The following is a 24,759-nucleotide window of genomic DNA, read 5'->3' on the forward strand; positions in this document are numbered from 1 at the left end:
TATATGTTTTTAGCGTATAAAGTTAGGCATTGTTATTGCAGAGGAAGTGAAAATTGTATCTCATTAACAAGTTGGTCGAGTATGACCCAGAAAACAAAACGCTGGTAAATCATATTACCGGGCGCACGATACAATTGCAGCTTCCTGCCAATCTCTGTTTTCTTTATCTCGCCACCCATCCTGGGGAAATTATTTCGCAAAACCAGTTAATGGTGGTGGGGTGGGGGGAGCGCAATGACGTCACCACACCGAATACCTTTTACCAGGCCATTTTGACATTACGCAATGCTCTGGCTGAGGTGGGGTTACCGCGCGATACGGTAAAAACGATTTCTCGCCGCGGGCTGATGCTTTCCGAAGCCACTCAGGTTGAAGTATTTACCCCAACCGCCGAGCTGACCATCGTCAATAAAGACGTGGCAATAGCCGATGGCACCGCGAGGCAGAAGACGGCCTGGTGGATAATTATCACCGCGACGCTTTTGCTGATCGCGCTTATCAACGGGGGGATATTATATAAACACCGCCAGAACATGCCGTTTAGCCACTTCATTCCACTTTCGACGGGCAGCACGACCAACGCCTGCCAGCTTTTTTATGCACCTAATGAACATATTCAGGATCATTACTTGCGCCTGTTAAAAAACTATCCCGGTCTGTGCGCCGAAAAACGATACGTTTTCCTCATCGGCTATAGTAAAACGGAGCGAATCGCGGCGTTTGTCTGTAATAACGATGCGCGACGGGACGCGGCAGCTTTATGTACCACGCATTATTTTTGGGCGCATGAGCAATGAAGACACTCCGGAACCGTATTATTTTGCTGGCGGCGTTTCTGATGGCCGCTATCACCAGCGGGTGGTTAGCGTATTCGCATTTTACGAGTACGCCGATACGCTGTACGGGAGATGTGGAATGGACGATTGGTAAAAACCGATTTGTGGGTACTGTTTCCTGGCGGATGCAGCATCGGGAGGGGGCTACCGTCATTAACGGTAAATTATTTGGTCAGACGGTTTCTGAAGTTAACCGGACCATCTATTTTCACTACAGCTATCATCAGAACGCGCGCGTACTAAATAACGATCGGATTGTTAAAACCTTCGCCGATAATGCGGATGAGGCTGATATCAACGCAACGCTGCCGGGTTTTTATCGCACGCCGGGAAGAGAGTTGAGCCTGATGATCGATGAGTATCGCGGGGCCTGGCTTTTCGCCGCGTCAAACGTCCCTTCACTTTACTGTCGTAAAAACGCGCCGTAGAAATCGATCGCACACCTTAGACGGCACGCATAGTCAAATCTCTCTATTCCCGCTACAGTTACTTCTCCACGGCGAGCAGGAGATAACCATGCTTTATATCTTTGATTTAGGAAACGTAATCGTCGATATCGATTTTAATCGCGTGCTGGGTGCATGGAGCGACTTTAGCCGCGTTCCGCTGGCGACATTGAAGCAGAATTTCGCGATGGGCGAGACCTTCCATCAGCATGAACGCGGCGAGATCGACGATGAAGAATTCGCTGAACGTTTCTGTCAGGAGATGGATTTACCCTTAAGCTACGAGCAGTTTTCACACGGCTGGCAGGCAGTGTTTGTCGCCATCCGGCCTGAAGTGATCGATATCATGCATAAGCTTCGCGAGCAGGGCCATCGGGTCGTTGTGTTGTCAAATACCAACCGTCTGCACACCACGTTCTGGCCTGAGGAATACCCTGAAGTTAAGGCGGCGGCCGATAAGATCTATCTCTCGCAGGAGATGGGGATGCGTAAGCCTGAAGCGCGCATTTATCAGGCTGTTCTGCAGTCAGAGGGATTCACCGCGGCCGATGCGGTCTTTTTCGACGACAACGCCGATAATATAGAGGGAGCTAACCAGTTGGGTATAACGTCAATTCTGGTGACCGGAAAAGAGACGATACCAAACTACTTCGCGAAGCAGCTATGCTAAAAACCGTTCATCAAAAAGCCACGCATCATACTCGCCCGCTGAGGGCCTGGCTGAAACTGCTCTGGCACCGTATTGATGAGGACAACATGACCACGCTGGCGGGTAACCTCGCCTACGTGTCGTTGCTCTCATTAGTGCCGCTGGTGGCGGTCATCTTTGCCCTGTTTTCCGCCTTTCCGATGTTTGCGGACGTCAGCCTGCAGCTTCGTCATTTTGTCTTCGCGAATTTCATTCCGGCAACCGGGGATGTCATCCAGAACTACATTGAGCAGTTTGTCGCCAATTCCAGCAAGATGACGGCAGTGGGGGCATGCGGTCTTATCGTCACGGCGCTGCTGTTGATGTATGCCATTGATAACGCGCTGAACACGATCTGGCGGAGTAAAAAAGCGCGGCCAAAAGTGTATTCCTTTGCCGTGTACTGGATGATCCTCACGCTGGGGCCGCTGCTGGCCGGGGCGAGCCTGGCGATCAGTTCATATCTCCTTTCCTTGCGCTGGGCGAGTGATTTAAACGGCGCTATTGATAATGCGCTTCGCATCTTTCCGTTGATCCTGTCGTGGCTCTCGTTCTGGCTGCTCTATAGCGTCGTGCCGACCACGCGCGTGCCTAACCGCGATGCGGTTGTGGGGGCGCTGGTAGCGGCGCTGCTTTTTGAGCTCGGTAAAAAAGGGTTTGCCCTCTACATCACCATGTTCCCGTCTTATCAGCTGATTTACGGCGTGCTGGCGGTGATCCCCATTTTGTTTGTATGGGTCTACTGGACCTGGTGTATCGTCTTGCTTGGTGCCGAAATAACTGTCACTCTCGGTGTATACCGCGAACTGAAAAAAGCAGCAGAAGCTGAAAAACAACAAGAAGCAGACCAACCATGATTGCATTGATACAGCGCGTAACCCGTGCCAGCGTCACCGTGGAGGGAGAGGTGACGGGCGAAATTGGCCCAGGACTTTTGGTGTTGTTAGGTGTCGAAAAGGATGACGACGAACAAAAAGCCAACCGCTTGTGTGAGCGCGTGCTGGGCTACCGTATTTTCAGCGATGCGGAAGGCAAGATGAACCTGAACGTCCAGCAGGCTGGCGGCAGCGTGCTGGTGGTTTCCCAGTTTACGCTGGCAGCGGATACCGAGCGCGGCATGCGCCCGAGTTTCTCTAAAGGTGCCGCGCCGGATCGTGCAGAAGCACTTTACGAGTACTTTGTTGAGCGTTGTCGCCAGCAGGAAATGAATACGCAAACCGGACGATTCGCTGCAGATATGCAGGTTTCGCTGGTGAACGATGGCCCCGTCACATTCTGGCTCCAGGTATGAGCCAACTGGCGGCGTGGCCGCGGGTAACAAGAGAGAGTACAGCTATGTATCACCTTCGAGTACCGCAAACGGAAGAAGAGTTAGACGCTTATTACCAGTTCCGCTGGGAAATGCTGCGCAAGCCACTGCATCAGCCAAAAGGCTCCGAACGCGATGGCTGGGACGCGATGGCCCACCATCAGATGGTGATGGACGAGGAGGGTAACCTCGTCGCCGTCGGGCGCTTGTATATCAACGCTGATAACGAAGCGTCTATTCGCTTTATGGCGGTTCATCCCTCCGTGCAGGACAAAGGTCTGGGAACGCTAATGGCGATGACCCTTGAGTCCGTCGCCCGTCAGGAAGGCGTTAAGCGCGTCACCTGTAGCGCCCGCGAAGATGCCGTAGAATTCTTCGCCAAACTTGGTTTTGTGAATCAGGGGGAGATCACGACCCCGCAAACCACGCCGATTCGTCATTTTTTGATGATTAAACCCATCGCCACGCTGGATGATATTCTTCATCGTGCCGACTGGTGTGGTCAGCTGCAGCAGGCCTGGTATCAGCACATTCCGCTCAGTGAAAAAATGGGCGTGCGCATTCAGCAGTACACCGGACAAAAATTTATTACCACCATGCCGGAAACCGGCAATCAGAACCCGCACCACACCCTGTTTGCCGGAAGTCTTTTCTCACTGGCCACGCTCACCGGCTGGGGACTTATCTGGCTGATGCTGCGCGAGCGCCATCTGGGCGGCACCATCATTCTGGCCGATGCCCACATTCGCTATAGCGCACCAATAAGCGGCAAGCCGACCGCCGTGGCCGATCTGGGGTCACTGGGCGGCGATCTTGACCGCCTGGCGCGCGGCCGTAAGGCTCGCGTACAGATGCAGGTCGAACTGTTTGGCGATAAAACACCGGGTGCGGTGTTTGAAGGGACCTACATTGTTCTTCCGGCGAAGCCTTTTGGTGCATATGAAGAGGGTGGGAACGAGGAGGAGTAATCTCTTGTTCATTCATCTCGGGCGTGCTTAATCCGCCCGGCGATATCCCGCATAACGTCTCGCGCTGACTGGCTGACGCCGCCAAGCTGAAAGAAGCCATGGATGACGCCCAGCCAGCGCTGAGCGGTACACTTCACACCCTGCTCAGTCAGATGCTGATACAACATTTCTCCCTCATCGCACAGCGGATCGTACTCTGCGGTAATGATATGCACTGGCGGGAGCCCGTAAAAATCATCGCGCCACAGAGGGCTAGCTTCCGGATGCTGGCGGTCAGTCTCTGCGAGATACATTTCATACCCGCTGAGCAGGGTATCGCGGGTGATAATATAATCCGTGCCATTAAGGGCATAGCTTTCAAAACTGGCCGTGGCGTCGAGCATGGGATAGATAAGAATAAGCTGCACAGGTTGCCACAGCTTTTTAACCTTAAGCCTCAGCGCCGTTACCAGCGCCAGATGCCCTCCTGCGCTGTCTCCACAGAGGGTGAGCCGGTTCTTATCTACGCCTAATTTGTCTGCATATTGCCAGACCAGATCCGCACCTCTTTCAGCATCGTCATGCGCGGCGGGAAAGGTATGCTCCGGTGCCAACCTGTACTGAATTGCAACGATCCGGCAGTTTCCTTTAAACGCCAACTGGCGAAGCTGATTATCATGGGTATCAAAACCACCGCTGACAAAACAGCCGCCGTGATAGTAGATGGCTGCAGGTAGTGTTTCTGGTGCATTGAGGGGCGAAAATACCCGAAAGGTCATACCTTCAAGAACATGCGTTTCAACCTGGACGCGAGCTTCTGTCTCTCCGGCCAGTTCTGTGCTGGCGACATACCCAGCCCTTCGGTCATCAATATCTTGCTTTCGCGAGGAAGGTCTTCCTGCAGCAATAAAATCTTGAACAAGCTTATCAATACCCTTTTCAAGAGCCATGGCGGCGTCCTTTTGCTGTATGAATACACAGTCTTATAACCTGGTTTAATGCAGAAGAAAACATCAAATTGTGTGAAACCAATGATCTGGAAAACGGCTCGCAGAAACCAACATCACTTGATGAAACAGATGGATAAGTAACCAAAATCGCAATAACGTAACTCATATTAGGGGTACGTCATTGACGTACGTTAGATGTTTGCTACTATAAGCCAATGGCGTATAATTTATGCTATTCATTGAAACGGATATTTTCACAGAAGACGTCAAAACGTTACTGGATGAAGACGAATACCATAGGTTCCAGATATTCCTGGCTACGCAACCGGAGTACGGCGATCTTATCCAGAATACGGGAGGCTTGCGAAAGATTCGCTGGCTTGCTGGCGGTAAGGGAAAGCGTGGCGGAGTCAGAGTTATCTATTTTCATCGCACGCGTGAGCTTGAAATCAGGCTGCTGCTCATCTATCGCAAAGGGATTAAAGATGACCTGTCTGCGAGTGAAAAAGCCGTACTGAGAAAGATGATTGAGAGGTGGTAAATGGACAAGGCACTCTTTGAGCGGTTAACCCAAAGCCTGGCGCAAATGAACGAAATCGCTGAGGGCAAACGTGAACCGTCACGTACTTTTCAAATCGATGCGATGAAAATCAAAGAAATCCGTCAGGCGTCCGGGCTATCGCAGAGTAAATTCGCGAATTTAATTTCTGTTAGTGTCGATACACTGCGTAACTGGGAACAAGGCAGGCGCTCACCGACAGGCCCGGCTAAAGCGCTGCTGCGGGCTATTGCCAACGATCCGCAACATGTTATCCCTGCACTTTCGCAGTAATTAGCCCGGCAGCAAAGAGCCTGACCGGGCTAAATGGAAATTACTCCCCTTCACCCGGGAACAGGAACGGGTTGATCGAGCTGCGGGCAAAGCCCTCCTGCTCCATCTTCGCGTCCAGAATCAGCGAGGCGAGATCGTCGGCCACGGCTTCGACTTTCGGGTCTTTTTCCTGATACAAAATCTTCAGGTAAGTGCCGCAGTCGCCGCAGCTTTCGGCTTTCACCGCCGCTTCTTCGTTTTCCAGCGACCAGTAGTTCAGATCGCGGGTCTGCTCGCAGTTGCTGCACTTGATGCGAACCACGTGCCACTCGGTTTCACACAGGTTGCAGTGCAGGTAGCGCAGCCCCTGAGTGGTGCCGATTTGCACCATGCTCGATACCGGCATGGAGCCGCAGACCGGGCAGAACTGGCGCGCTTCGCCGTATTCGGCGCGGGCCTTGCCCGGGATCAGGCTGGCCATTTGCGCCCAGTAGAGCGACAGCGCAGCCCAGATAAACGGCGCTTTATCGCTGCTCACCAGAGAGAAGTCGGAGGCAAACAGCGCGCTCGCCATCTCTTCCAGCTCCAGGTCAGAGGCTTTTTCCAGATTCTCAATGACCGCCAGCGCGGTGCCGCTCATCTCCGGCTTCAGCTCGGCAATGAGCGAATGCAGCAGCTTTTGCCAGTGCTTGTCGCGCGGCAGGACGTGAATGTCCAGCGGCGGCTTGCCCTGCTCGCTGGCTTCTTTGATGCGCGCGGTTAGGTCAATTTGCAGCGGGTGGTCGTACAGCACCACTTCCTGCGCGTGGGCAACCAGCGCGGCAAAGCGCAGAAAATCGCCCAGCGGGTTGTTCTCTGCCAGCTCGCGCAGACGCTCTGCGCGGCGGTTGTAGAGGTTCTTGAGTCTGGGGAATAACAACGGCGGAATGTAATCCGCCGTGCGTTTCTCGCTCGACCCCAGCTCATCTTGCGGGATTATGCGAATACTCATTCAGATGACTTTTCCTGTTTCTGGCGGACCTCTCGGTACCAGCGCGGGTGATGTTTCTTCGCCCACGTACTGGTTACCCATCCTTCCACCATCGCGGTAATGGTGCCTTTCACCCAAAGGGCGGCGTAGATATGCACCATGATAACCACAATTAACGCCACTGCGGCAAATGAATGCAGCATCAGCGCGAATCGGATCACCGGGATTGAGAAAGCAGGCGCAAAGTACGGACGCCAGATGATCACGCCGCTCACCAGCAACAGGACCAGGAAGATAATCGCCGCCCAGAATACGCATTTCTGGCCGAAGTTATAACGCCCGGTATCACCCACTTCCTCGTTGACGACGATCTTACGAATATTCTTCGCCCAAAAGATATCATCCCGATTGATTAGGTTATGGTGCCAGTAGCGGAAAAACATGATGATAAACGACGCGAACATGATGACGCCCACAAACGGGTGCAGAATACGCGCCAGCTGTGGTGTCCCCATGATCTGCATCAGCCAGTTGAAGGACGGGAAGAAGAACCCCAGCCCGCTTATCGCCGCCAGCATGAAGCAGAAGGCGGTGACCCAGTGGTTGATGCGTTCCGGCGCGGTGTAGCGCACGATGGTGTCACGTTTTCTCATTTGCGCACCTCGTCTTTCTCTTCATGCAGGTTGTCGTCTTCCTCTTCCGCGCGGTTCGGACCAACGCCGACGTAGTGGAAGATGCTCGCTGCGAAGGTGGCAGCAAAACCCACCGCTGCCAGCGGTTTCCAGATGCCTTTCCAGAACTTCACGGTGGCGCTGATTTCCGGGTTCTCCGGCAGGCCGTGATACAGGTTCGGCTTGTCGGCGTGGTGCAGCACGTACATCACGTGCGTACCGCCAACCCCGGCCGGATCGTACAGGCCTGCGTTATCGTAACCGCGGGTTTTCAGCTCGCCCACGCGCTCTGCCGCCAGCGTTTTCATATCCTCTTTGGAGCCAAAGTGGATAGCGCCGGTTGGGCAGGTCTTCACGCACGCCGGCTCCTGGCCGACGGTGACGCGGTCAACGCACAGCGTGCATTTGTAGACGCGGTTGTCTTCCGGGTTCAGGCGCGGTACGTCGAACGGGCAGCCCGCGATGCAGTAGCCGCAGCCAATGCACTGTTCGGACTGGAAGTCGACGATACCGTTGGCATACTGAATGATAGCCCCTTCTGACGGGCACGCCTTCAGGCAGCCTGGATCCGCACAGTGCATACAGCCGTCTTTGCGGATAAGCCATTCCAGTTTGTCGTTCTGCTCAACTTCCGAGAAACGCATCACCGTCCAGGACTTGGCGGTCAGGTCCGCCGGGTTGTCGTACACCCCGACGTTGTGACCCACTTCGTCACGGAGGTCGTTCCACTCTGAACACGCCACCTGACAGGCTTTACAGCCGATACAGGTGGTCACGTCGATAAGCTTCGCCACTTCCTGCTGGTGGTCCCGCGCCTGAGGCGCGGGCGTGAAACCGTTAGTCGCGGAACGACGGATAATGTCTTGAGATTGATAAGCCATAAGTCGTCTCCGTTACACCTTTTCCACGTTCACGAGGAAGGCCTTAAACTCCGGCGTCTGCGTGTTCGCATCGCCGACGAACGGCGTCAGGGTGTTCGCAATGAACCCTTTCTTCGCCACGCCCTCATAGCCCCAGTGGATCGGGATACCGATGGTATCCACCTCCTGACCGTGAACGTTCAGCGTGCGAATACGCTTGGTCACCACCGCCTTGGCTTTAATATAGCCGCGGTTAGAGGAGACCTTCACGGTATCGCCATGGGCGATGCCGAGCTTGCCCGCCAGCTTCTCGCCGATCTCCACAAACTGTTCCGGCTGCGCGATGGCGTTAAGCAGCGCGTGCTTGGTCCAGTAGTGGAAGTGCTCGGTCAGACGGTAGGTGGTGCCCACGTACGGGAACTTGTCCTTTTTACCCAGCGCTTCGAAATCGCCCTTAAAGATACGGGCTGCCGGGTTAGAGACCACGTTCGGGTGCAGCGGGTTGGTGCCCAGCGGCGTCTCAAACGGCTCGTAGTGTTCCGGGAACGGACCTTCCGCCATCTTATCGATAGCAAACAGGCGTCCCATCCCTTCAGGCTGCATGATAAACGGCCCAACGTCGCTGCCCGGTGCGGCAGTGCTGTAGTCCGGAATATCCACGCCGCCCCATTTCGCGCCGTCCCACTTCAGAAGCTGACGCTTCGGATCCCACGGGTTGCCCTGCGGGTCAGCGGATGCGCGGTTATAGAGGATGCGGCGGTTGAGCGGCCATGCCCATGCCCAGCCCAGCGTATTGCCGAGGCCCGACGGGTCGGCGTTATCGCGGTTGGCCATCTGGTTGCCCTTCGGCGTCCAGCTACCGGCAAAGATCCAGCAGCCGCTCGACGTCGTGCCGTCATCGCGCAGGTGTGCGAAGGTGCTGAGCTGATCGCCTTTCTTCGCCAGCACGGTACCGGTGGCCGGGTCGATAACGTCCGCCAGCGCCTTACCGTTGCTCTCCATCGCCACTTCTTCCGGCGCAGGGTTTTCCGGCGTCGAGTAGTTCCAGGTCATGTTCAGCACCGGTTCCGGGTTCGCACCGCCTTCTGCCGCATACATCTTACGCAGGCGTAAGAAGATGCCGGCCAGGATCTCGCCGTCGTTCATGGCGATGCCCGGGGCGTCCGCGCCTTTCCAGTGCCACTGCAGCCAGCGTCCGGAGTTGACGATAGAACCGTTCTCTTCCGCGAAGCAGGTCGATGGCAGACGGAACACTTCGGTCTGAATTTTCGACGGATCGACGTCGTTCGATTCACCGTGGTTCTGCCAGAAGGTCGAGGTTTCGGTATTGAGCGGGTCAATTGTCACCAGGAACTTCAGCTTCGACAGAGACTCAACAACCTTGTTTTTGTTCGGGAACGAGGCAACCGGGTTAAAGCCCTGGCACAGATAGCCGTTCACTTTGCCCTGGTGCATCATCTCGAAATACTGCAGAACGTCGTAGCCTTTGTCCCACTTCGGCAGCCAGTCAAAGCCCCAGCTGTTTTCAGCCGTCGCTTTATCGCCGAAGAAGGCTTTCATCATCGAGACGAAGAACTTCGGATAGTTGCCCCAGTAGTTCACCTGGCCTTCAAGCAGCGGTTTAGGCGTGCTGGCCGTCAGGTAGGTTTGCAGGTCGGTCTGTTTCTCGCTTGGCAGGTTCATGTAACCCGGCAGGCTTTGAGACAGCAGGCCGAGGTCGGTCAGACCCTGAATGTTGGAGTGACCGCGCAGGGCGTTCACTCCGCCGCCTGCCATCCCCATGTTGCCGAGCAGGAGCTGAACCATCGCCATGGTACGGATGTTCTGCGCACCGATGGAGTGCTGCGTCCAGCCGAGGGCGTACAGGAACGACGCGGTTTTATCTTTCGCGCTGGTTTCGGCGATCAGCTCGCACACCTTCAGGAAGTCAGCCTTCGGCGTACCGCAGATGTTTTCAACAACCTCCGGCGTGTAGCGGGATACGTGCTCTTTCAGCAGGTTCCACACGCAGCGCGGGTGTTGCAGGGTGGTATCGCGCTTCGCAAAGCCTTTTTCATCCAGCTCGTAGTTCCAGCTGGTTTTGTCGTATTTGCGTTTTTCGGCGTCGTAACCGCTGAACAGGCCATCTTCGAAGTGGTAATCCTCACGCACGATCAGGCTGGCGTTGGTATAGGCTTCGGTGTATTCGCGGTTATATTTTTCGTTGGTCATCAGGTACAGCAATACGCCTGACAGGAAAGTGATGTCAGTACCTGAACGAATAGGGGTGTAGAAATCCGCCACTGACGCAGTACGCGTAAAGCGGGGATCGATCACAATCAGTTTCGCACCGTTGTGGATTTTGGCTTCCATCGCCCAGCGGAACCCGACAGGGTGCGCTTCAGCGGCGTTACCGCCCATCACCACAATGAGGTTGGCGTTCTTGATGTCGACCCAGTGGTTGGTCATCGCACCGCGACCAAATGTTGGAGCAAGACTTGCTACCGTTGGTCCGTGTCAGACACGCGCCTGGTTGTCGACCGCGAGCATACCGAGTGCGCGCGTAAATTTCTGGGTTAAATAACCGGTTTCGTTGCTGGAAGCAGAGGCACACAGCATCCCGGTGGAGAGCCAGCGGTTGACCGTAACGCCGTCGGCGTTCTTCTCAACAAAGTTGGCATCGCGGTCTTCTTTAATGTGTTTTGCGATGCGGTCGAACGCCTCTTCCCAGCTGATTTGCTGCCATTTGTCGGAGCCAGGCGCGCGATATTCAGGGAATTTGAGGCGGCTTTCGGAGTGGATAAAGTCCACCAGACCGGCCCCTTTCGGGCACAATGCGCCGCGGTTGACCGGATGATCCGGGTCGCCTTCGATATGGAAAATAGACGCTTTGGCGTTTTTAGCACCGTCGCCGAGGCTATACATCAACAGCCCGCAACCGACAGAGCAGTACGTACAGGTATTACGGGTTTCACGGGTGCGCAGCAGTTTATACTGCCGCGTTTCCGCCAGCGCTACGCCGGGCGCAAAGCCCAGTGCCGCTGCCGTGGTGCCTGCCATACCGCCAGCGCAGATCTTAAAGAACTGCCTTCTGCTGACCTGCATGGGTCACTCCTTGTTTCGACATTGCTTACATATGTAGTTTTGACTTCGCGGCTTAAGAATGACCGCAAAGGAAAAAAATTTGCGTTAATCCCTCAATTCCACGAGGGATATCATCAGAATACCACAATGTCGGTACTGCTGTTCTAATGGCGTTAATACAAAGTGAACGTATTATCACCATGTTGATTATAAAGTGTGATATTGATCACATTAACAGCTCAGCTTGTTAAAGGTGTGTAGCGGGTGTCGGGTTGCACCCCTTCTAAATGAGTAGGAGAATGATTGTTGAAAAGTTGATCCATACTATGCGTAACGCCTGTGGATTATGCTGCAATAGCAGGCTCACCTCCGTGGTTGTTCAGGAATACCGCTGTGTCTAAACAAAACCGTGCTCCCCACTCGTCACCACTGCCTGCGGGCATTGTGGAACTGTCGGTACACAGACCGCCCTACATCACCCATGCCACGCCGGATTTTCTGGCGGAAGAGGTGCCCGTAGCGCTCGTTTACAACGGCATCTCGCATGTGGTGATGATGGCTTCGCCGAAAGATCTTGAGCTGTTCGCCATCGGTTTTTCTCTCTCGGAAGGCATCATTGACCATCCGCAGGAGATCTACGGCATGGACGTTGTGCAGGCTTGCAACGGCCTTGAAGTGCAAATCGAACTCTCCAGCCGCCGCTTTATGGGGCTGAAAGAGCGCCGCCGCGCGCTGGCCGGGCGTACCGGCTGCGGCGTCTGTGGCGTGGAGCAGCTCAATGATATTGGTAAACCCGTTGCGCCACTGCCGTTTACGCAGACCTTTAATCTGGCTCGCCTCGACCACGCGCTCGAGCACCTGAACGACGTACAGCCCATCGGCCAGCTGAGCGGCTGCACGCACGCGGCGGCATGGGTGTTGCCGTCGGGGGATATTGCCGGGGGACATGAGGACGTTGGCCGCCACGTGGCCCTGGATAAGCTGCTTGGTCGCCGGGCGCGTGAAAGTGACGTGTGGAAGCAGGGGGCGGCACTCGTTTCCAGCCGCGCCAGCTATGAGATGGTGCAAAAATCCGCGATGTGCGGTGTGGAAATTCTGTTTGCGGTCTCAGCCGCAACGACGCTGGCGGTGGAGGTGGCGGAGCGCTGCAACCTGACGCTGGTGGGCTTCTGCAAGCCGGGAAGGGCGACCGTTTATACCCATCCACAGCGATTAATTGTTAATCAATAATTTTGAATGATAATAGCAAATCCTTCCGCTTTTAGTTGTTCGTGATGAGGTCTAGTATTTATCTCATCAAGGCACGGTGCCTTACCTAAACAACTTAATGAAAGGGTTAAAACACATGAATAGCATCAAAACTTTTGTCGCTGTAATCGCTCTGGCTACTTCTTTCGGTTCTTTCGCTGCACAGACCGTGACCGCAACCGCGTCAACCATTGATGGCGCAGAAGCTAAAATCGCGGCTCAGGCTCAGGAAGCCGGCGCGTCATCTTACAAAATTACCCAGGCGTTCTCAGGTAACCGCGTACACATGACCGCTGAACTGACTAAATAAGCTGTCACACCGTCGAAAGAGCGCCCCCGGGGCGCTTTTTTAGTTTATGCCCGCCACGCGCAGCAGCGCGGTTACCACTGCCGCCGCTACGATCACCACAATTAACGGCATCTTCCGCCAGGCCAGAAACACCGCAAACGCCACGCCCAGCACGCGCGCCATTCCTGCGAAATGTTCGCCTTCATAAAACGTGGTCGCCAGCGCCACGGAAAACAGCAACACTGTCGCCGCATCTGACAGCAGCGCCTGTGAACGCTCTGACAATGCCAGCCTGTTCCCCAGTTTCGCCCCGCCAAGACGCATCAGATACGTTCCCGCAGACAAAATGGCGATGCCGAGAATAAAAAACGTCATGTTTCCCATTATTTTTCCTCGCAGCGAGACCCAGTAAAGAGAGCAGCACCGGTAATCCCACCGGGGCAAACGGCACGGCGGCCAGCGACACAACGGCACCGCTGCAGGCGCGGATAAGCGTGGTGCGGTTTTTAAATGCGGGAACCACCAGCGCCAGCAATATGGCCGGGAATACCGCATCCAGGCCAATGGTTTCCGGATCCGGCAGCAGTTTGCCGACCATAGCGCCCAGCAGGGCCCCCAGCGGCCAGACAATCGCCACGCCTAAACCGCATAACCAGTACGCCGCTTTACGCTGTTCGGGCGTTTTTTGCGACAGGCCAAAAACCACGCTTTCGTCGTTCATGATGTGGCAGCCCAAAAGGCTCAGGCCACGTTTGCCCACCAGTTCACGTACCGTGACGCCAAACGGCACGTGCCGCGCGTTGACCAGCAACCCCGCGGCTGCCGCCGCCAGTGGGTTACCGCCGCTTGCCACAATGCCGATAAACATGAACTCAGACGCGCCCGCGAGTACGGTGATGGAGAGTACAAACGGTACCCAGACCGGGAAACCGTAGGCCATCGCCAGGGAGCCGTATGACATCCCGACCACGCCGACCGCGAGGCAGACCAGGATAATTGCTTTTATGGTGTCGCCTTTCAGGCAAGAGAGATGATGCTTCATACATTTTTAGCCATATCGAACGTGTATCCATTATAATGAACGCAACAGAAGTGTTTTTCAAGATGAACGATTCGTTCGATTTATAGAACAAAGGGGCCGTTATATGACGCAGCCAATCAGCCTGATCGCTAAAAGTCTGGTGCGGGAGCGCCTGCGAACCGGCCTTTCACTGGCGGAAATTGCCCGCCGTGCCGGGATCGCTAAATCCACCCTTTCCCAACTGGAGTCCGGCAACGGTAACCCTAGCCTGGAAACGCTGTGGTCGCTTTGCGTGGCGCTGGATATCCCTTTTGCCCGCCTGCTTGAGCCGCAGTTGCCGACCACGCAGGTGATCCGCCGTGGTGAAGGGACGAAAGTGGTTGCCGGACAGGCGAATTACGAGGCCATTTTGCTGGCGGCATGCCCCCCGGGCGCGCGTCGCGATGTCTATCTTTTGATGACCCAGCCGGGCGCAGACCGTATTTCTCAGCCACATTCACCGGGCTCAGTAGAGCATATTATTGTGACGCAGGGACGGGCGCTGGTTGGTCTGCTTGACGCTGCGGAAGAGCTCGCCGCAGGAGATTATATTTGTTATCCCGCCGACCAGCCGCATATCTTTAAGGCGCTGGAGCCGGATACGCACGCGCTGCTGGTTGCAGAACAAAATTAACAGGGAGCCGGCATCCTCGCTGCAGGAGGATGTCGGCTACGTCTTCACGCCAGGTAAAACACCTCGTTCAGCTCGGCACTCACCGGGCTATTATCCAAATTTGACGGCATGACATCCCGCATGTGTTTCCACCAGCGCTGGCAAACGTCGGTGTTCGCCACCGCGTTCCAGCGTTCTTCCGATTCTATTTCTACGGTCGCAAACAGCAGGTTGCGTTCGTTGTCGAGATAGATGGCGTAATGGTGCGCGCCGTGGGCTTTCAGCACGCCTTCCAGCTCGGGCCAGATAGGATTGTGGCGGCGCGCGTACTCCTCGTGCGCGTCCGGGTTCACCTGCATCACAAACGCTTTGCGGATCATAAAGCCTCCAGGTACAGCTCGCGAACTTCCTCACGGCTGGCGGTGCGCGGGTTGCATGGCGCACACGGATCGGCGAGGGCTTTATCCAGCCAGCCTTCAATATCGGCTTTGGTCACGCCGAGCTGGCTGAAGCCGGACGGAATGCCGACGCGAGCGCTCAGGTCGCGAATAGCCTGAATCGCCGACATGCTGGCGGCTTCGTCGCTCATGCTACGCGTATCGACGCCCATCGCCTGCGCCACGCGGGCGAAGCGGACGACCGCGTTAGGGCGGTTAAAGTTTTCGATGACCGGCAGCAGGATGGCGTTGCACACGCCGTGCGGCAGGTTGTGGGTCGCGCCCGGCTGGTGCGCCAGAGCATGTACAAGGCCGAGACCCGCACTGTTAAACGCCATGCCCGCCAGATACTGACCAAACGCCATCTGCTCGCGCGCCTCAAGGTTATGACCGTTGTCGACCGCTTCCGGCAGCCACAGGTTGATCAGGCGAATCGCTTCCAGCGCGTTGGCGTCGGTCAGCGGGTGCGCGCCAACGGACACATAGGCTTCAATGGCGTGGGTTAACGCATCCATGCCGGTTGCGGCGGTCACGGAGGCGGGAATATCCAGCATGACGCTGGCATCGTCCACGGCGATGTCCGGGATGATGTTCGGGTCGATAATCACCTCTTTCACCTGACGCGCGGAGTCGATGATCACCGCGTTGCTGGTCATCTCCGCCGCCGTGCCTGCGGTGGTGTTGATCGCCACCAGCGGCACGCCCGCGTTTTTCACCTTGCCGACGCCGGAATAATCGGTTGACGGGCCGGGGTTGGCGGTGAGGATTTTAATCGCCTTGGCGGTATCAATCGGGCTGCCGCCGCCAAAGGCAATCACGTAATCACACTCCGCGTCCCGGTAAACAGAAATTCCTTTTTGCACCAGCGCTTCCGTCGGGTTCGGGAACACTTCATCGAACAGGTGATACGACATCTGATGGGCGTCCAGCGCGGTAAACAGGCTGTCGAGCAGGCCCAGCTTTACCAGCTGGCCGTCGGTGACAATCAGCGCTTTTCCCCACTGCTTGTTTGCCACCAGGTTGACCATATCGCCGATTGCGCCCGCGCCGTGAAGGCTGATTTTTGGAAGTGCCAACATAAAGCTCATGATATTTATCCTTAACGATCAACGTTCGTCCTGCGAAGGCGTTATGCGTATAAATCCAGCGCGGATTGCAACGGGCTCACGCCAAAGCGCTTGCCCAGTGCGATCAGTTCTTCCCGGGTGATGGTTTGCTTCATGCCGCCCATGGAGTACACCTTCACCAGCACTTCCGCTGATTTCTCGGCGGTGTCGATCAGGCCAAAGGTTTCATCCAGCGTTGGGCCGCTGCCGAAGACGCCGTGGAACGGCCACAGCACCAGCGAATGTTTTTGCATATCGACGGCGGTTGCCTGGCCGATTTCGTCGGTCCCCGGCACCATCCACGGCAGAATGCCCACGCCGTCCGGGAACACCACCAGACACTCGGTACTGCCTTCCCACAGTTTGCGGGTGATGAAATCGGCGCTGTTTTCAAGCACGTAGGTCAGGGCGATCAGGTTGGTGGCGTGGCAGTGCATGATCACGCGGTCTTTACCGTTAGTCGCCTTGATGCGCTCGCAGTGGGAGAGGAAGTGCGCAGGCAGTTCGGAGGTGGGCACCGCCTCGTCGGTCAGGCCCCACAGAATGTGGTAGCCCGCGCCGTCGCTGTCCACTTTCACCACGCCGAGGTTGGCCTCCGGGTCGAGCTGGACGTTGCGGAAGAACTTGCCGGAACCGGTGACGATAAACGGCGTGTTGGCGAGCAGCGGCATCGGCTGGCTCAGCGCAATATAGCGCGGCTTCTGGTGGAAATCGGCCGCGAACGGTTCGATATCCGCGTCGTCCAGGCGCAGCGTCAGGTTGCCGCCGTTGCGCTCGTCCCAGCCCTTCAGCCAGGCGTCGGAGGTGGCTTTGATCATGCCCTGGACGAACCAGGAAGTGGTGATGGTCTGCATACTGTGGTTCCTTTGAAAGTGCCGGGTGGCGCTACGCTTACCCGGCCTACTCTTACCTGTAGGCCCGGCAGGCAACGCGCCGCCGGGCGATGTTTTTACTGACGAGCGGCGAGAACGTCTTTCTCATACGCCCGCACGTTGTCCAGCCACTGGCTGCCCGCCGGGGCGTCGTTACGCTGGCAGTACATCTCCCACACCGCCTGCCACGGCAGGGATTTCTGCTCTTCCAGCAGCGCCAGACGCGCGGTGTAGTCGCCGTTCGCCTCCAGTTGTTTCAGCGCGGCGACAGGCTCCAGCAGCGCGCGGAGCAGGGCTTTCTTCATGTTGCGGGTGCCGATAACCCACGCCGCGATGCGGTTGATGGAGGCATCGAAGAAGTCGAGGCCGATGTGCACGCGGTCAAAGAGGTCGTGGCGGATGATTTCGCTGGCAATCGCCTGAGTTTCGTCATCCAGCAGCACCACGTGGTCGCTGTCCCAGCGCACCGGACGGCTGACGTGCAGCAGCAGGCGCGGCACGTAGAGCATGGCGGCGGAGATTTTGTCGGAGATCACCTCGGTCGGGTGGAAGTGGCCGGCATCCAGACACAGCGCGGTCTGGCGGCTGGTGGCGTAACCCATATAGAACTCGTTCGAGCCAACGGTATAGCTCTCGGCGCCAATGCCGAACAGCTTGCTCTCTACGGCGTCGATGTGGTGCGCCGGGTCCAGCTTCTCGCTGAGAGCCTCATCCAGCGCGGCCAGCAGGCGCTGGCGCGGAGCCAGACGATCGACGGTGATGTCCTTCATGCCGTCCGGGATCCAGATGTTCATCACCGACGGCGTGCCGAGCTGCTCGCCGAAATACGCCGAAACGCGGCGGCTGGCCTTCACGTGGTCGATCCAGAACTGGCGGATGTCGTCGTCCGCGTGGGCGAGGGTAAAACCGTCTGCGCTCAGCGGATGCGAGAAGCAGGACGGATTAAAGTCCAGGCCCAGCCGGTTGGCTTTCGCCCACTCTACCCAGTTCTTAAAGTGCTCCGGTTTGATTTCATTACGCGCCACCGGCTCGTCGGATTCGAGATAAATCGCGTGCAGGTTCAGGCGTTTTGGCCCCGGGATCAGGCTCAGCGCCAGCTCCAGGTCGGCGCGCAGTTCGGTCGCGTTACGCGCTTTGCCCGGGTAGTTACCCGTGGCCTGAATACCACCCGTCAGGGAACCGCCTGGGTTCTCGAAACCGGCGACGTCATCGCCCTGCCAGCAGTGCATGGAGACGGGCAGACGGTCGAGCTGGCGCAGCGCCTCTTCGACATCCACGCCGACGGCGGCGAAACGCTGTTTAGCCAGGCCCCAGGCTTGTTCTAATTGAGTTGTCATGCACAAAGCTCCTTAGTCACTCGGTTTTGCTGAAACTGCGCCCGAAAGCGAGCAATTTCACGGCAGGGATTGGGGGTAAAGGTGGTCAGGCTGGCGTTAGCCGCCACCACCGAACGGAAGTCGTCAACGTTGGAAAGTTCGTCCAGGGTCATCAGCTGAACGCCGATATTCCCGAGCGTGGAGGCCTCCACGGGACCTGCCACCACGGTGATGCCGCAGGCATCGGCGCAGAGCTGGTTCAGCAGCTGGTTCTGGCAGCCGCCGCCCACGATATGCAGCTGGCTGAACGGTTTTCCGCGAAGGCTCGCCAGCTCGCTGAGGGTGTCGGCATACAGCAGGGCGAGGCTGTCAAAAATGCAGCGCGCCAGTTCGGAAGGGCTGGACGGCACCGGCTGCCCGCCCTCAACGCAGGCGGCCTGAATTTCCGCGCTCATGTGCGCCGGGTTGATAAAGCGGTCATCGTTCGGGTTGATCAGGAACGTGCAGGCCTTCAGCTTCTCGGTTTCGGCGATAAGCGCGGGCAGGTCGTTAACGTTCTGCTCTTTCAGCACCCGCTGGAGCAGCCACAGCCCCATGATGTTTTTCAGTACGCGGTAGCGGCCTTCGGCGCCGCCTTCGTTGGTAATGTTTGCGGCCATCGCGGCATCGCTGGCGTACGGGGTTTTGCTCTCAAAGCCCATCAGCGACCAGGTGCCGGACGAGAGATAAGCCGCGTCTTTGCTGGCGAGTGGCGAGGCGATAACCGCGCTGGCGGTATCGTGGCTGGCGACGGCAACCACGGGGATTGCGTTCCCCTGCGGGCAAATCCAGTGGCCGATCACATTACCCGGGTGGGTTGGCGTGCCAAACCAGGAAGGCGATGCCCCCGTCCAGGCCAGCAGATGTTCATCCCAGCTATCCGAGTTGATGTTGACCAGCTGCGTGGTGGTGGCGTTGGTATATTCCCAGTTCATGTTCCCGGTCAGGCGGTAGCTCAGGTAGTCCGGGATCAGCAGCGCATGGGCCACGTCCGCGACCAGCTCCGGCTGTTGCTCGATCAGGGCACGCAGCTGATAAAGCGTGTTAAACGGCAGAAACTGAATGCCGCTGCGCCTGTAGATGTTGTCCTTGCCAAGCTGGGCGATAGCGTGCGCCATCAGGCCGTCGGTGCGGCTGTCGCGATAAGAAACCGGCAAGCCGACGCGCTCGCCATGGCTATCAAGCAGAACGTAGTCCACGCCCCAGGTATCAATGCCGATGCTGTCGATGCGAATGCCATCGTCGCAGACGTTGTTCAGTCCGATCCGGATCTCCGCCTCCAGGGCATCGATATCCCAGGCCTCAAAACCGTCCTGCTTCTGCAGGCAGTTGGCGAAACGGTGCATTTCGCGAAGCGAAAGCGTGTGCTGCTCACGGTCCCAGCTCGCGAGCATTACGCGGCCGCTGGATGCGCCTAAATCGACAGCCACACAATGGCGAAAAGTCATGGTCGGGTCCTTTCTTAAGTCATTAGCGGTGAGTGTAAAAAAGGGAAGAAAAAGTCACCTTCTCACCACTGACAGGCCAAATCTCGCGCTGGCAAGAAAGCAAAGGTGAATGTGAGGGAGTTCACAGTTTCCGGCAGTGGCGGGATTCTCAGGCAGTGTGACGCTGACCGCATTTCCCGATCTTTCCCCCTGTTTCTTGAAAAATGGACAGCTTTTGCGAGGTTTACTGCCAAAAATTGAAGGTGAGTGTGGGAGGCCTTAATTACTATTTTGAGAACATTTTTCATTGATGGGGGCCGTTATGACCGTACTGCACAGCGTGGATTTTTTTCCTTCAGGAGGTTCGCCTGTCGCGATTGAACCGCGGCTTCCTCAGGCTGCGTTCCCGGAGCATCATCATGATTTTCATGAAATTGTGATTGTTGAGCGCGGGACGGGGATTCATGTCTTCAATGGCCAGCCTTATACCATCAGCGGCGGTACGGTGTGCTTCGTGCGCGACCACGATCGGCACCTGTATGAACATACCGACAACCTGTATCTGACTAATGTGCTCTACCGTTCCCCGGACGCGTTCCAGTTTCTTTCGGGGCTGAATCAGCTGTTGCCCCGGGAGCAGGACGGACACTATCCGTCGCACTGGCGGGTGAATCAGTCCATCCTGCAGCAGGTGCGTCAGCTGGTGGGCCAGATGGAGAAGAGCGAGGACGGGCAGGAGACGCACGCCATTGCCACGCGCGAACTGCTGTTTATGCAGCTTCTGGTGCTGCTGCGCCGCAGCAGCCTGGTGGAAGGGCTGGAAGATAACAACGCGCGCCTGAACCATCTGATGGCCTGGCTGGAAGATCATTTCGCCGAGGACGTCTGCTGGGAAACGCTTGCGGATGATTTTTCACTGTCGCTGCGCACCCTGCATCGCCAGCTTAAGCAGCACACCGGGCTGACGCCGCAGCGCTACCTTAACCGTCTGCGCCTGATCAAAGCGCGTCATCTTCTACGTCATACCGACGAAAGCGTCACAGATATTGCCTACTGCTGCGGTTTTGGCGACAGCAATCACTTTTCAACGCTGTTTCGCCGGGAATTTAGCTGGTCGCCGCGCGATATTCGTCAGGGGAAAGACGCGATGCTTCAGTAACGCGAGGGCAGTCACCGTTTTATTTCCGCAAAAAAGCTAATAGTGTCAGGTTATTCGGCGTAGAGGTCGTGGTGTGGCTGCTCAGTTAATCCTTCGCAAAGATGATTTTTATGCCTCCGCGAGTCAGGCCGTCACGGTGGCCGATCGCTACCCGCAAGACGTGTTTGCCGAACATACCCACGAGTTTTGCGAGCTGGTGCTGGTGTGGCGCGGTAACGGCCTGCACATCCTCAACGACCGTCCCTACCGCATCACGCGCGGCGATCTGTTCTACATTCGCGCGGAGGATAAACACTCCTACGCCTCGGTTAACGACCTGGTGCTGCAAAACGTTATTTACTGTCCGGACAGGCTCAAGCTTAACGTGGACTGGGCCGCGAGCATTCCAGGCTTTCTTAATGCTAAGGGTTCTCCGCACTGGCGCTTAAGCAGTAACGGCATGGCTCAGGTCCGGCAGGTTATTTCTCAACTGGAGCAGGAGAGCCAGAAGAACGACCCCGTTGCTAACCAGCTGGCGGAGTTGCTTTTCGCCCAGCTGGTGATGACGTTGAAGCGCCATCGTTACGCCACTGATAACCCCCCCGCCACGACGCAGGAAGCGCTGCTGGATAAGCTCATCACCCGGCTTGCGGGTAGCCTGAATAAAAACTTTGTACTGGAGAAATTCTGCGAGCAGGAACAGTGCAGCGAGCGCGCGCTGCGCCAGCAGTTCCGCACCCTGACCGGGATGACGGTGAACCACTATCTGCGCCAGCTGCGCATCTGCCATGCACAATATCTCCTCCAGCATACGGAGTGGATGGTCAGCGATGTGGCGATGTGCTGCGGCTTTGAGGACAGTAACTACTTTTCAGTGGTGTTTAACCGCGAGGTGGGGATGACGCCGGTACAGTGGCGTCATCGCAGTCGAAAAGGGTCGTAATCAGTTTGCCATGCCGAGGCCGACGATATTGGCAGCGACAATAATCACCACGCAGCCGAGGCTCAGTACGCCAACCGGACGACGTCCGGCGTTCTTCCACTCTTTCAGCACCAGCCCTACCAGCCCGCCGCAAAGTACGTAGAAACTCATGTGCAGCATCCAGCTTATGTAGTCGTATTGCGCCGGAATGCTGGCGTGGCCCCAGGCGTAGAAGAAGAACTGCAAATACCACATCAGGCCGCCGAGAGCGGAGAGCAGCACGTTGGTGATGATGAGCGATTTTGCCAGCGAGAAATCGGTTTTTACCGACAGGTTTTTGACTTTTGCCAGACGAATGAAGCAGAAGCCCAGGTTAACCATCGCGCCGCCACCCATAATCACGACATAGCTTGGCAGCGCAACGTACAGCGGATCGACGCCCAGCGCGGCGGCGGCTTCGTGCATCGGTTTGGCGGCGTTCATGGCGAACGACATACCGGCCGAGAAAATGCCGCACATCACCGCCAGCAGAAGGCCTTTCTTCAGGTTAAAATCCTCGGCTTTAATGCCCATCTTGCGCTCTTTCAACTGCCCCGCGCGAGTCACAATTCCTACGCCAATGACCGCTACTAGCACGCCCAGAAGCGTCATCCGCCCACCCTGAGTATTAATAAGGACGTCGAAGTTGCCGTTGAGAATTGGCGTCATCAGGGTACCGACGATCAGCGTGATGCCAATCGCGATACCAATGCCCATCGACATGCCGAGATAGCGCATGGTGAGGCCATAGTTGATGTTGCCGACGCCCCACATCGCGCCGAACAGGAACACCGGCAGCAGGGTAGAGGCGCTGAAGGAGGAGAAGTAGCCCCAGAAATCGGGCAGCAGCATGGCGCTAATGGTCCAGGGCAGAATCAGCCAGGATACGATCCCGCCAACGGACCACATGGTTTCCCATGACCAGCCCCTCACTTTTTTAAACGGAGCATAGAAACAGGCTGCACTGGCAGCGCCTATCAAATGCCAGAAGATACCCATCGTAATCGCATGATTCATTTTTACACCCTCATCGTTTTTATCGTCAGTGGCTTCCCACCGACCTGAGGAGTGTAAAAATTAAGCGGTTTGGGGACCTTCAGAAGGTTGCCGCACATGTGTTCTGGATGGCAATCAGCACGTTAACCGCGTGAGCAGACTCACATTTCCGCTATTAATCGAAAAACGAATAACCATATAAAAACTACGGCATTGATAATCATTTTCAATATCATTTAATTAACTATAATGAACCAACTGCTTACGCGGCATTAACAGCTGTGCCGCCCGACAATAATGGAGAGGATTATGAGTTATACACTGCCATCCCTGCCGTATGCCTACGACGCACTGGAACCGCATTTCGACAAGCAGACGATGGAAATCCATCACACTAAACACCACCAGACCTATGTGAACAACGCGAACGCCGCGCTGGAAAGCCTGCCAGAGTTCGCTAGCCTGTCTGCTGAAGAGCTGATCACCAAGCTGGACCAGCTGCCAGCGGACAAGAAAACCGTTCTGCGTAACAACGCTGGCGGCCACGCTAACCACAGCCTGTTCTGGAAAGGCCTGAAAACCGGTACCACCCTGCAGGGCGACCTGAAAGCGGCTATCGAGCGCGACTTCGGTTCTGTTGACAACTTCAAAGCGGAATTCGAAAAAGCCGCTGCAACCCGTTTCGGCTCTGGCTGGGCGTGGCTGGTTCTGAAAGGCGACAAGCTGGCGGTAGTGTCTACTGCTAACCAGGACTCCCCGCTGATGGGTGAAGCAATTTCTGGCGCATCCGGCTTCCCAATCGTGGGCCTGGACGTGTGGGAACACGCTTACTACCTGAAATTCCAGAACCGTCGCCCGGACTACATCAAAGCCTTCTGGGACGTGGTGAACTGGGACGAAGCAGCAGCACGTTTCGCCGCTAAAAAATAAGGTTGCATTGACGCCTGTGAGAAGCGAGTCTTATGACTCGCTTTTTTTGTATCTGCGTAATGGAGGCAGCAATGCATTACCCGGTGAACGTGTTTACAGGCAAGGTCAGGGAGTACGACGGCAGCCGCCCGAGCGCCATCGCTAAAATTCAGGTCGACGGCGAGCTGACGTTAACCGACCTCGGGCTTGCGGGTGACGAGCAGGCCGAAAAGAAAATCCACGGCGGGCCCGAGCGCGCGTTGTGCCACTATCCGCGCGAGCACTATCAGCACTGGAAAACCGAGTTCCCCCAGCAGGCGGACCTCTTCGTCGCCCCCGCGTTTGGCGAGAATATCTCCACCGAAGGGCTCACCGAAAAGAACGTGTTTATCGGTGATATCTACCGCTGGGGCGATGCCCTGATTCAGGTGACGCAGCCACGCTCGCCGTGCTTCAAGCTTAACTACCATTTCGGCATTCATGACATGTCGGCTCAGATGCAAAGCGCGGGTAAAACCGGTTGGCTGTACCGCGTGGTGCTGGCTGGGCAGGTTTCAGCGGACGCGCCGCTTGAGCTGGCGTCGCGCCTGAGCGATGTGTCTGTTTATGACGCCTGCGCCATTGCCTGGCATATGCCGTTTGACGACGAGCAGTATCACCGCCTCCTGTCGGCTGCGGGGTTATCCACCAGCTGGACGAGAACGATGCAGAAGCGGCGTTTAAGCAGCAGGATCGAGGATAATTCGCGGAGATTGTGGGGGAAATAGTCCTCCGCAGAAAGTAGGCCGGGTAAGGCG

The 24,759-nt window shown here is 56.5% G+C and carries 27 protein-coding genes and 1 pseudogene; 15 read left to right on the forward strand and 13 right to left on the reverse strand.

What is annotated here, in order from left to right:
* Positions 1 to 53 precede the first annotated feature (53 nt).
* The 6 genes from V4835_RS23940 to fabY all read left to right on the forward strand — a co-directional run bounded on the left by V4835_RS23940 (position 54) and on the right by fabY (position 4,247).
* Positions 54 to 797: a winged helix-turn-helix domain-containing protein gene (locus V4835_RS23940; RefSeq protein ID WP_331414008.1), complete on the forward strand. Its 744-nt coding sequence runs from the start codon at positions 54 to 56 to the stop codon at positions 795 to 797.
* Positions 794 to 1,264: a hypothetical protein gene (locus V4835_RS23945; protein WP_331414010.1), complete on the forward strand. Its 471-nt coding sequence runs from the start codon at positions 794 to 796 to the stop codon at positions 1,262 to 1,264. Before V4835_RS23940 ends, V4835_RS23945 begins: the two co-directional genes overlap by 4 nt.
* A gap of 88 nt (positions 1,265 to 1,352) precedes the next feature.
* Positions 1,353 to 1,952, forward strand: a complete 600-nt coding sequence (gene yihX / locus V4835_RS23950; protein WP_143347721.1) for a glucose-1-phosphatase — start codon at positions 1,353 to 1,355, stop codon at positions 1,950 to 1,952.
* Positions 1,946 to 2,827, forward strand: coding sequence for a virulence factor BrkB family protein (locus V4835_RS23955; RefSeq protein WP_063144322.1), 882 nt, complete (start codon positions 1,946 to 1,948; stop codon positions 2,825 to 2,827). The genes yihX and V4835_RS23955 overlap by 7 nt, the downstream gene beginning before the upstream one ends.
* Positions 2,824 to 3,261: a D-aminoacyl-tRNA deacylase gene (gene dtd, locus V4835_RS23960; RefSeq protein WP_008501836.1), complete on the forward strand. Its 438-nt coding sequence runs from the start codon at positions 2,824 to 2,826 to the stop codon at positions 3,259 to 3,261. The genes V4835_RS23955 and dtd overlap by 4 nt, the downstream gene beginning before the upstream one ends.
* A gap of 44 nt (positions 3,262 to 3,305) precedes the next feature.
* Positions 3,306 to 4,247 (forward strand): fatty acid biosynthesis protein FabY, encoded by a 942-nt coding sequence (gene fabY / locus V4835_RS23965; RefSeq protein ID WP_331414014.1) that lies wholly within the window; start codon positions 3,306 to 3,308, stop codon positions 4,245 to 4,247.
* An 8-nt stretch (positions 4,248 to 4,255) separates the two neighbouring features.
* Here the strand turns inward: fabY and V4835_RS23970 are convergent, their stop codons facing one another.
* Positions 4,256 to 5,176 carry an alpha/beta hydrolase gene (locus V4835_RS23970; protein WP_331414016.1) on the reverse strand — a complete coding sequence of 307 codons (921 nt, stop codon included), beginning with the start codon at positions 5,174 to 5,176 and terminating at the stop codon, positions 4,256 to 4,258.
* 229 nt (positions 5,177 to 5,405) lie between these two features.
* On the opposite strand from V4835_RS23970, the gene V4835_RS23975 reads away from it, so the two are divergent.
* Complete coding sequence (locus V4835_RS23975) at positions 5,406 to 5,717, forward strand: type II toxin-antitoxin system RelE/ParE family toxin (RefSeq protein WP_331414018.1); 312 nt, start codon at positions 5,406 to 5,408, stop codon at positions 5,715 to 5,717.
* A complete protein-coding gene (nadS, locus tag V4835_RS23980) occupies positions 5,718 to 6,008 on the forward strand; it encodes a NadS family protein (protein WP_023333879.1) in 291 nt (96 codons plus the stop codon). It begins immediately after the preceding gene.
* Positions 6,009 to 6,048: 40 nt separating this feature from the next.
* Here nadS and fdhE read toward each other — a convergent pair whose 3' ends face one another.
* From fdhE to fdnG, 4 genes are read right to left on the reverse strand one after another with little or no spacing between them, the layout of a single operon-like run.
* Complete coding sequence (gene fdhE / locus V4835_RS23985) at positions 6,049 to 6,978, reverse strand: formate dehydrogenase accessory protein FdhE (RefSeq protein WP_063144324.1); 930 nt, start codon at positions 6,976 to 6,978, stop codon at positions 6,049 to 6,051.
* Positions 6,975 to 7,610: a formate dehydrogenase cytochrome b556 subunit gene (gene fdoI, locus V4835_RS23990; RefSeq protein ID WP_008501832.1), complete on the reverse strand. Its 636-nt coding sequence runs from the start codon at positions 7,608 to 7,610 to the stop codon at positions 6,975 to 6,977. Before fdoI ends, fdhE begins: the two co-directional genes overlap by 4 nt.
* Positions 7,607 to 8,509, reverse strand: a complete 903-nt coding sequence (gene fdxH / locus V4835_RS23995) for a formate dehydrogenase subunit beta (RefSeq protein WP_008501831.1) — start codon at positions 8,507 to 8,509, stop codon at positions 7,607 to 7,609. The genes fdoI and fdxH overlap by 4 nt, the downstream gene beginning before the upstream one ends.
* A 12-nt stretch (positions 8,510 to 8,521) precedes the next feature.
* Positions 8,522 to 11,572, reverse strand: coding sequence for a formate dehydrogenase-N subunit alpha (gene fdnG / locus V4835_RS24000; RefSeq protein WP_219322016.1), 3,051 nt, complete (start codon positions 11,570 to 11,572; stop codon positions 8,522 to 8,524).
* A gap of 372 nt (positions 11,573 to 11,944) precedes the next feature.
* Between fdnG and fdhD the strand changes: the two genes are divergently transcribed.
* Together fdhD and V4835_RS24010 are read left to right on the forward strand one after the other, a co-directional pair.
* Positions 11,945 to 12,781, forward strand: a complete 837-nt coding sequence (fdhD, locus tag V4835_RS24005; RefSeq protein WP_331414023.1) for a formate dehydrogenase accessory sulfurtransferase FdhD — start codon at positions 11,945 to 11,947, stop codon at positions 12,779 to 12,781.
* A 115-nt stretch (positions 12,782 to 12,896) separates the two neighbouring features.
* A complete protein-coding gene (locus tag V4835_RS24010; RefSeq protein WP_032639988.1) occupies positions 12,897 to 13,109 on the forward strand; it encodes a DUF1471 domain-containing protein in 213 nt (70 codons plus the stop codon).
* A gap of 39 nt (positions 13,110 to 13,148) precedes the next feature.
* On the opposite strand, the gene V4835_RS24015 is transcribed toward V4835_RS24010, so the two are convergent.
* Together V4835_RS24015 and V4835_RS24020 are read right to left on the reverse strand one after the other, a co-directional pair.
* Positions 13,149 to 13,472, reverse strand: a complete 324-nt coding sequence (locus tag V4835_RS24015; RefSeq protein WP_116343751.1) for an AzlD domain-containing protein — start codon at positions 13,470 to 13,472, stop codon at positions 13,149 to 13,151.
* Positions 13,473 to 13,476: 4 nt separating this feature from the next.
* A pseudogene (locus tag V4835_RS24020) lies at positions 13,477 to 14,130 on the reverse strand (AzlC family ABC transporter permease); the annotation flags it as partial.
* Positions 14,131 to 14,233: 103 nt separating this feature from the next.
* On the opposite strand from V4835_RS24020, the gene V4835_RS24025 reads away from it, so the two are divergent.
* On the forward strand, positions 14,234 to 14,782 hold the full coding sequence (locus tag V4835_RS24025) for a helix-turn-helix domain-containing protein (RefSeq protein ID WP_063144328.1): 549 nt from the start codon (positions 14,234 to 14,236) through the stop codon (positions 14,780 to 14,782).
* A 44-nt stretch (positions 14,783 to 14,826) separates the two neighbouring features.
* Here the strand turns inward: V4835_RS24025 and rhaM are convergent, their stop codons facing one another.
* From rhaM to rhaB, 5 genes are all read right to left on the reverse strand, one after another.
* Positions 14,827 to 15,141 carry an L-rhamnose mutarotase gene (gene rhaM / locus V4835_RS24030; protein ID WP_063144332.1) on the reverse strand — a complete coding sequence of 105 codons (315 nt, stop codon included), beginning with the start codon at positions 15,139 to 15,141 and terminating at the stop codon, positions 14,827 to 14,829.
* Complete coding sequence (fucO, locus tag V4835_RS24035) at positions 15,138 to 16,286, reverse strand: lactaldehyde reductase (protein WP_331414028.1); 1,149 nt, start codon at positions 16,284 to 16,286, stop codon at positions 15,138 to 15,140. Before fucO ends, rhaM begins: the two co-directional genes overlap by 4 nt.
* A gap of 41 nt (positions 16,287 to 16,327) precedes the next feature.
* The gene (gene rhaD, locus V4835_RS24040) at positions 16,328 to 17,158 is read right to left on the reverse strand and encodes a rhamnulose-1-phosphate aldolase (RefSeq protein WP_063144334.1); all 831 of its coding nucleotides are present in this window, start codon (positions 17,156 to 17,158) and stop codon (positions 16,328 to 16,330) included.
* A 95-nt stretch (positions 17,159 to 17,253) separates the two neighbouring features.
* A complete protein-coding gene (rhaA, locus tag V4835_RS24045) occupies positions 17,254 to 18,513 on the reverse strand; it encodes an L-rhamnose isomerase (protein WP_063144335.1) in 1,260 nt (419 codons plus the stop codon).
* On the reverse strand, positions 18,510 to 19,979 hold the full coding sequence (gene rhaB / locus V4835_RS24050) for a rhamnulokinase (RefSeq protein ID WP_331414030.1): 1,470 nt from the start codon (positions 19,977 to 19,979) through the stop codon (positions 18,510 to 18,512). Before rhaB ends, rhaA begins: the two co-directional genes overlap by 4 nt.
* Before the next feature lie 301 nt (positions 19,980 to 20,280).
* Here rhaB and rhaS point away from each other — a divergent pair, with 301 nt between their 5' ends.
* Positions 20,281 to 21,117, forward strand: a complete 837-nt coding sequence (rhaS, locus tag V4835_RS24055; RefSeq protein ID WP_063144338.1) for an HTH-type transcriptional activator RhaS — start codon at positions 20,281 to 20,283, stop codon at positions 21,115 to 21,117.
* 73 nt (positions 21,118 to 21,190) lie between these two features.
* Positions 21,191 to 22,039 carry an HTH-type transcriptional activator RhaR gene (gene rhaR / locus V4835_RS24060; protein WP_331414032.1) on the forward strand — a complete coding sequence of 283 codons (849 nt, stop codon included), beginning with the start codon at positions 21,191 to 21,193 and terminating at the stop codon, positions 22,037 to 22,039.
* On the opposite strand, the gene rhaT is transcribed toward rhaR, so the two are convergent.
* Entirely contained in the window at positions 22,040 to 23,074 is a 1,035-nt protein-coding gene (rhaT, locus tag V4835_RS24065; RefSeq protein WP_331414033.1) for an L-rhamnose/proton symporter RhaT, read from the reverse strand.
* A gap of 288 nt (positions 23,075 to 23,362) precedes the next feature.
* On the opposite strand from rhaT, the gene sodA reads away from it, so the two are divergent.
* The gene (sodA, locus tag V4835_RS24070; protein ID WP_063144341.1) at positions 23,363 to 23,983 is read left to right on the forward strand and encodes a superoxide dismutase [Mn]; all 621 of its coding nucleotides are present in this window, start codon (positions 23,363 to 23,365) and stop codon (positions 23,981 to 23,983) included.
* 71 nt (positions 23,984 to 24,054) lie between these two features.
* Positions 24,055 to 24,729, forward strand: a complete 675-nt coding sequence (gene yiiM, locus V4835_RS24075; protein ID WP_331414035.1) for a 6-hydroxyaminopurine reductase — start codon at positions 24,055 to 24,057, stop codon at positions 24,727 to 24,729.
* Positions 24,730 to 24,759 lie beyond the last annotated feature (30 nt).

The sequence above is a fragment of the Enterobacter cloacae complex sp. CARB60 genome (genome assembly GCF_036487345.1).
GTDB classification, from domain to species: Bacteria; Pseudomonadota; Gammaproteobacteria; order Enterobacterales; family Enterobacteriaceae; genus Enterobacter; species Enterobacter asburiae_D.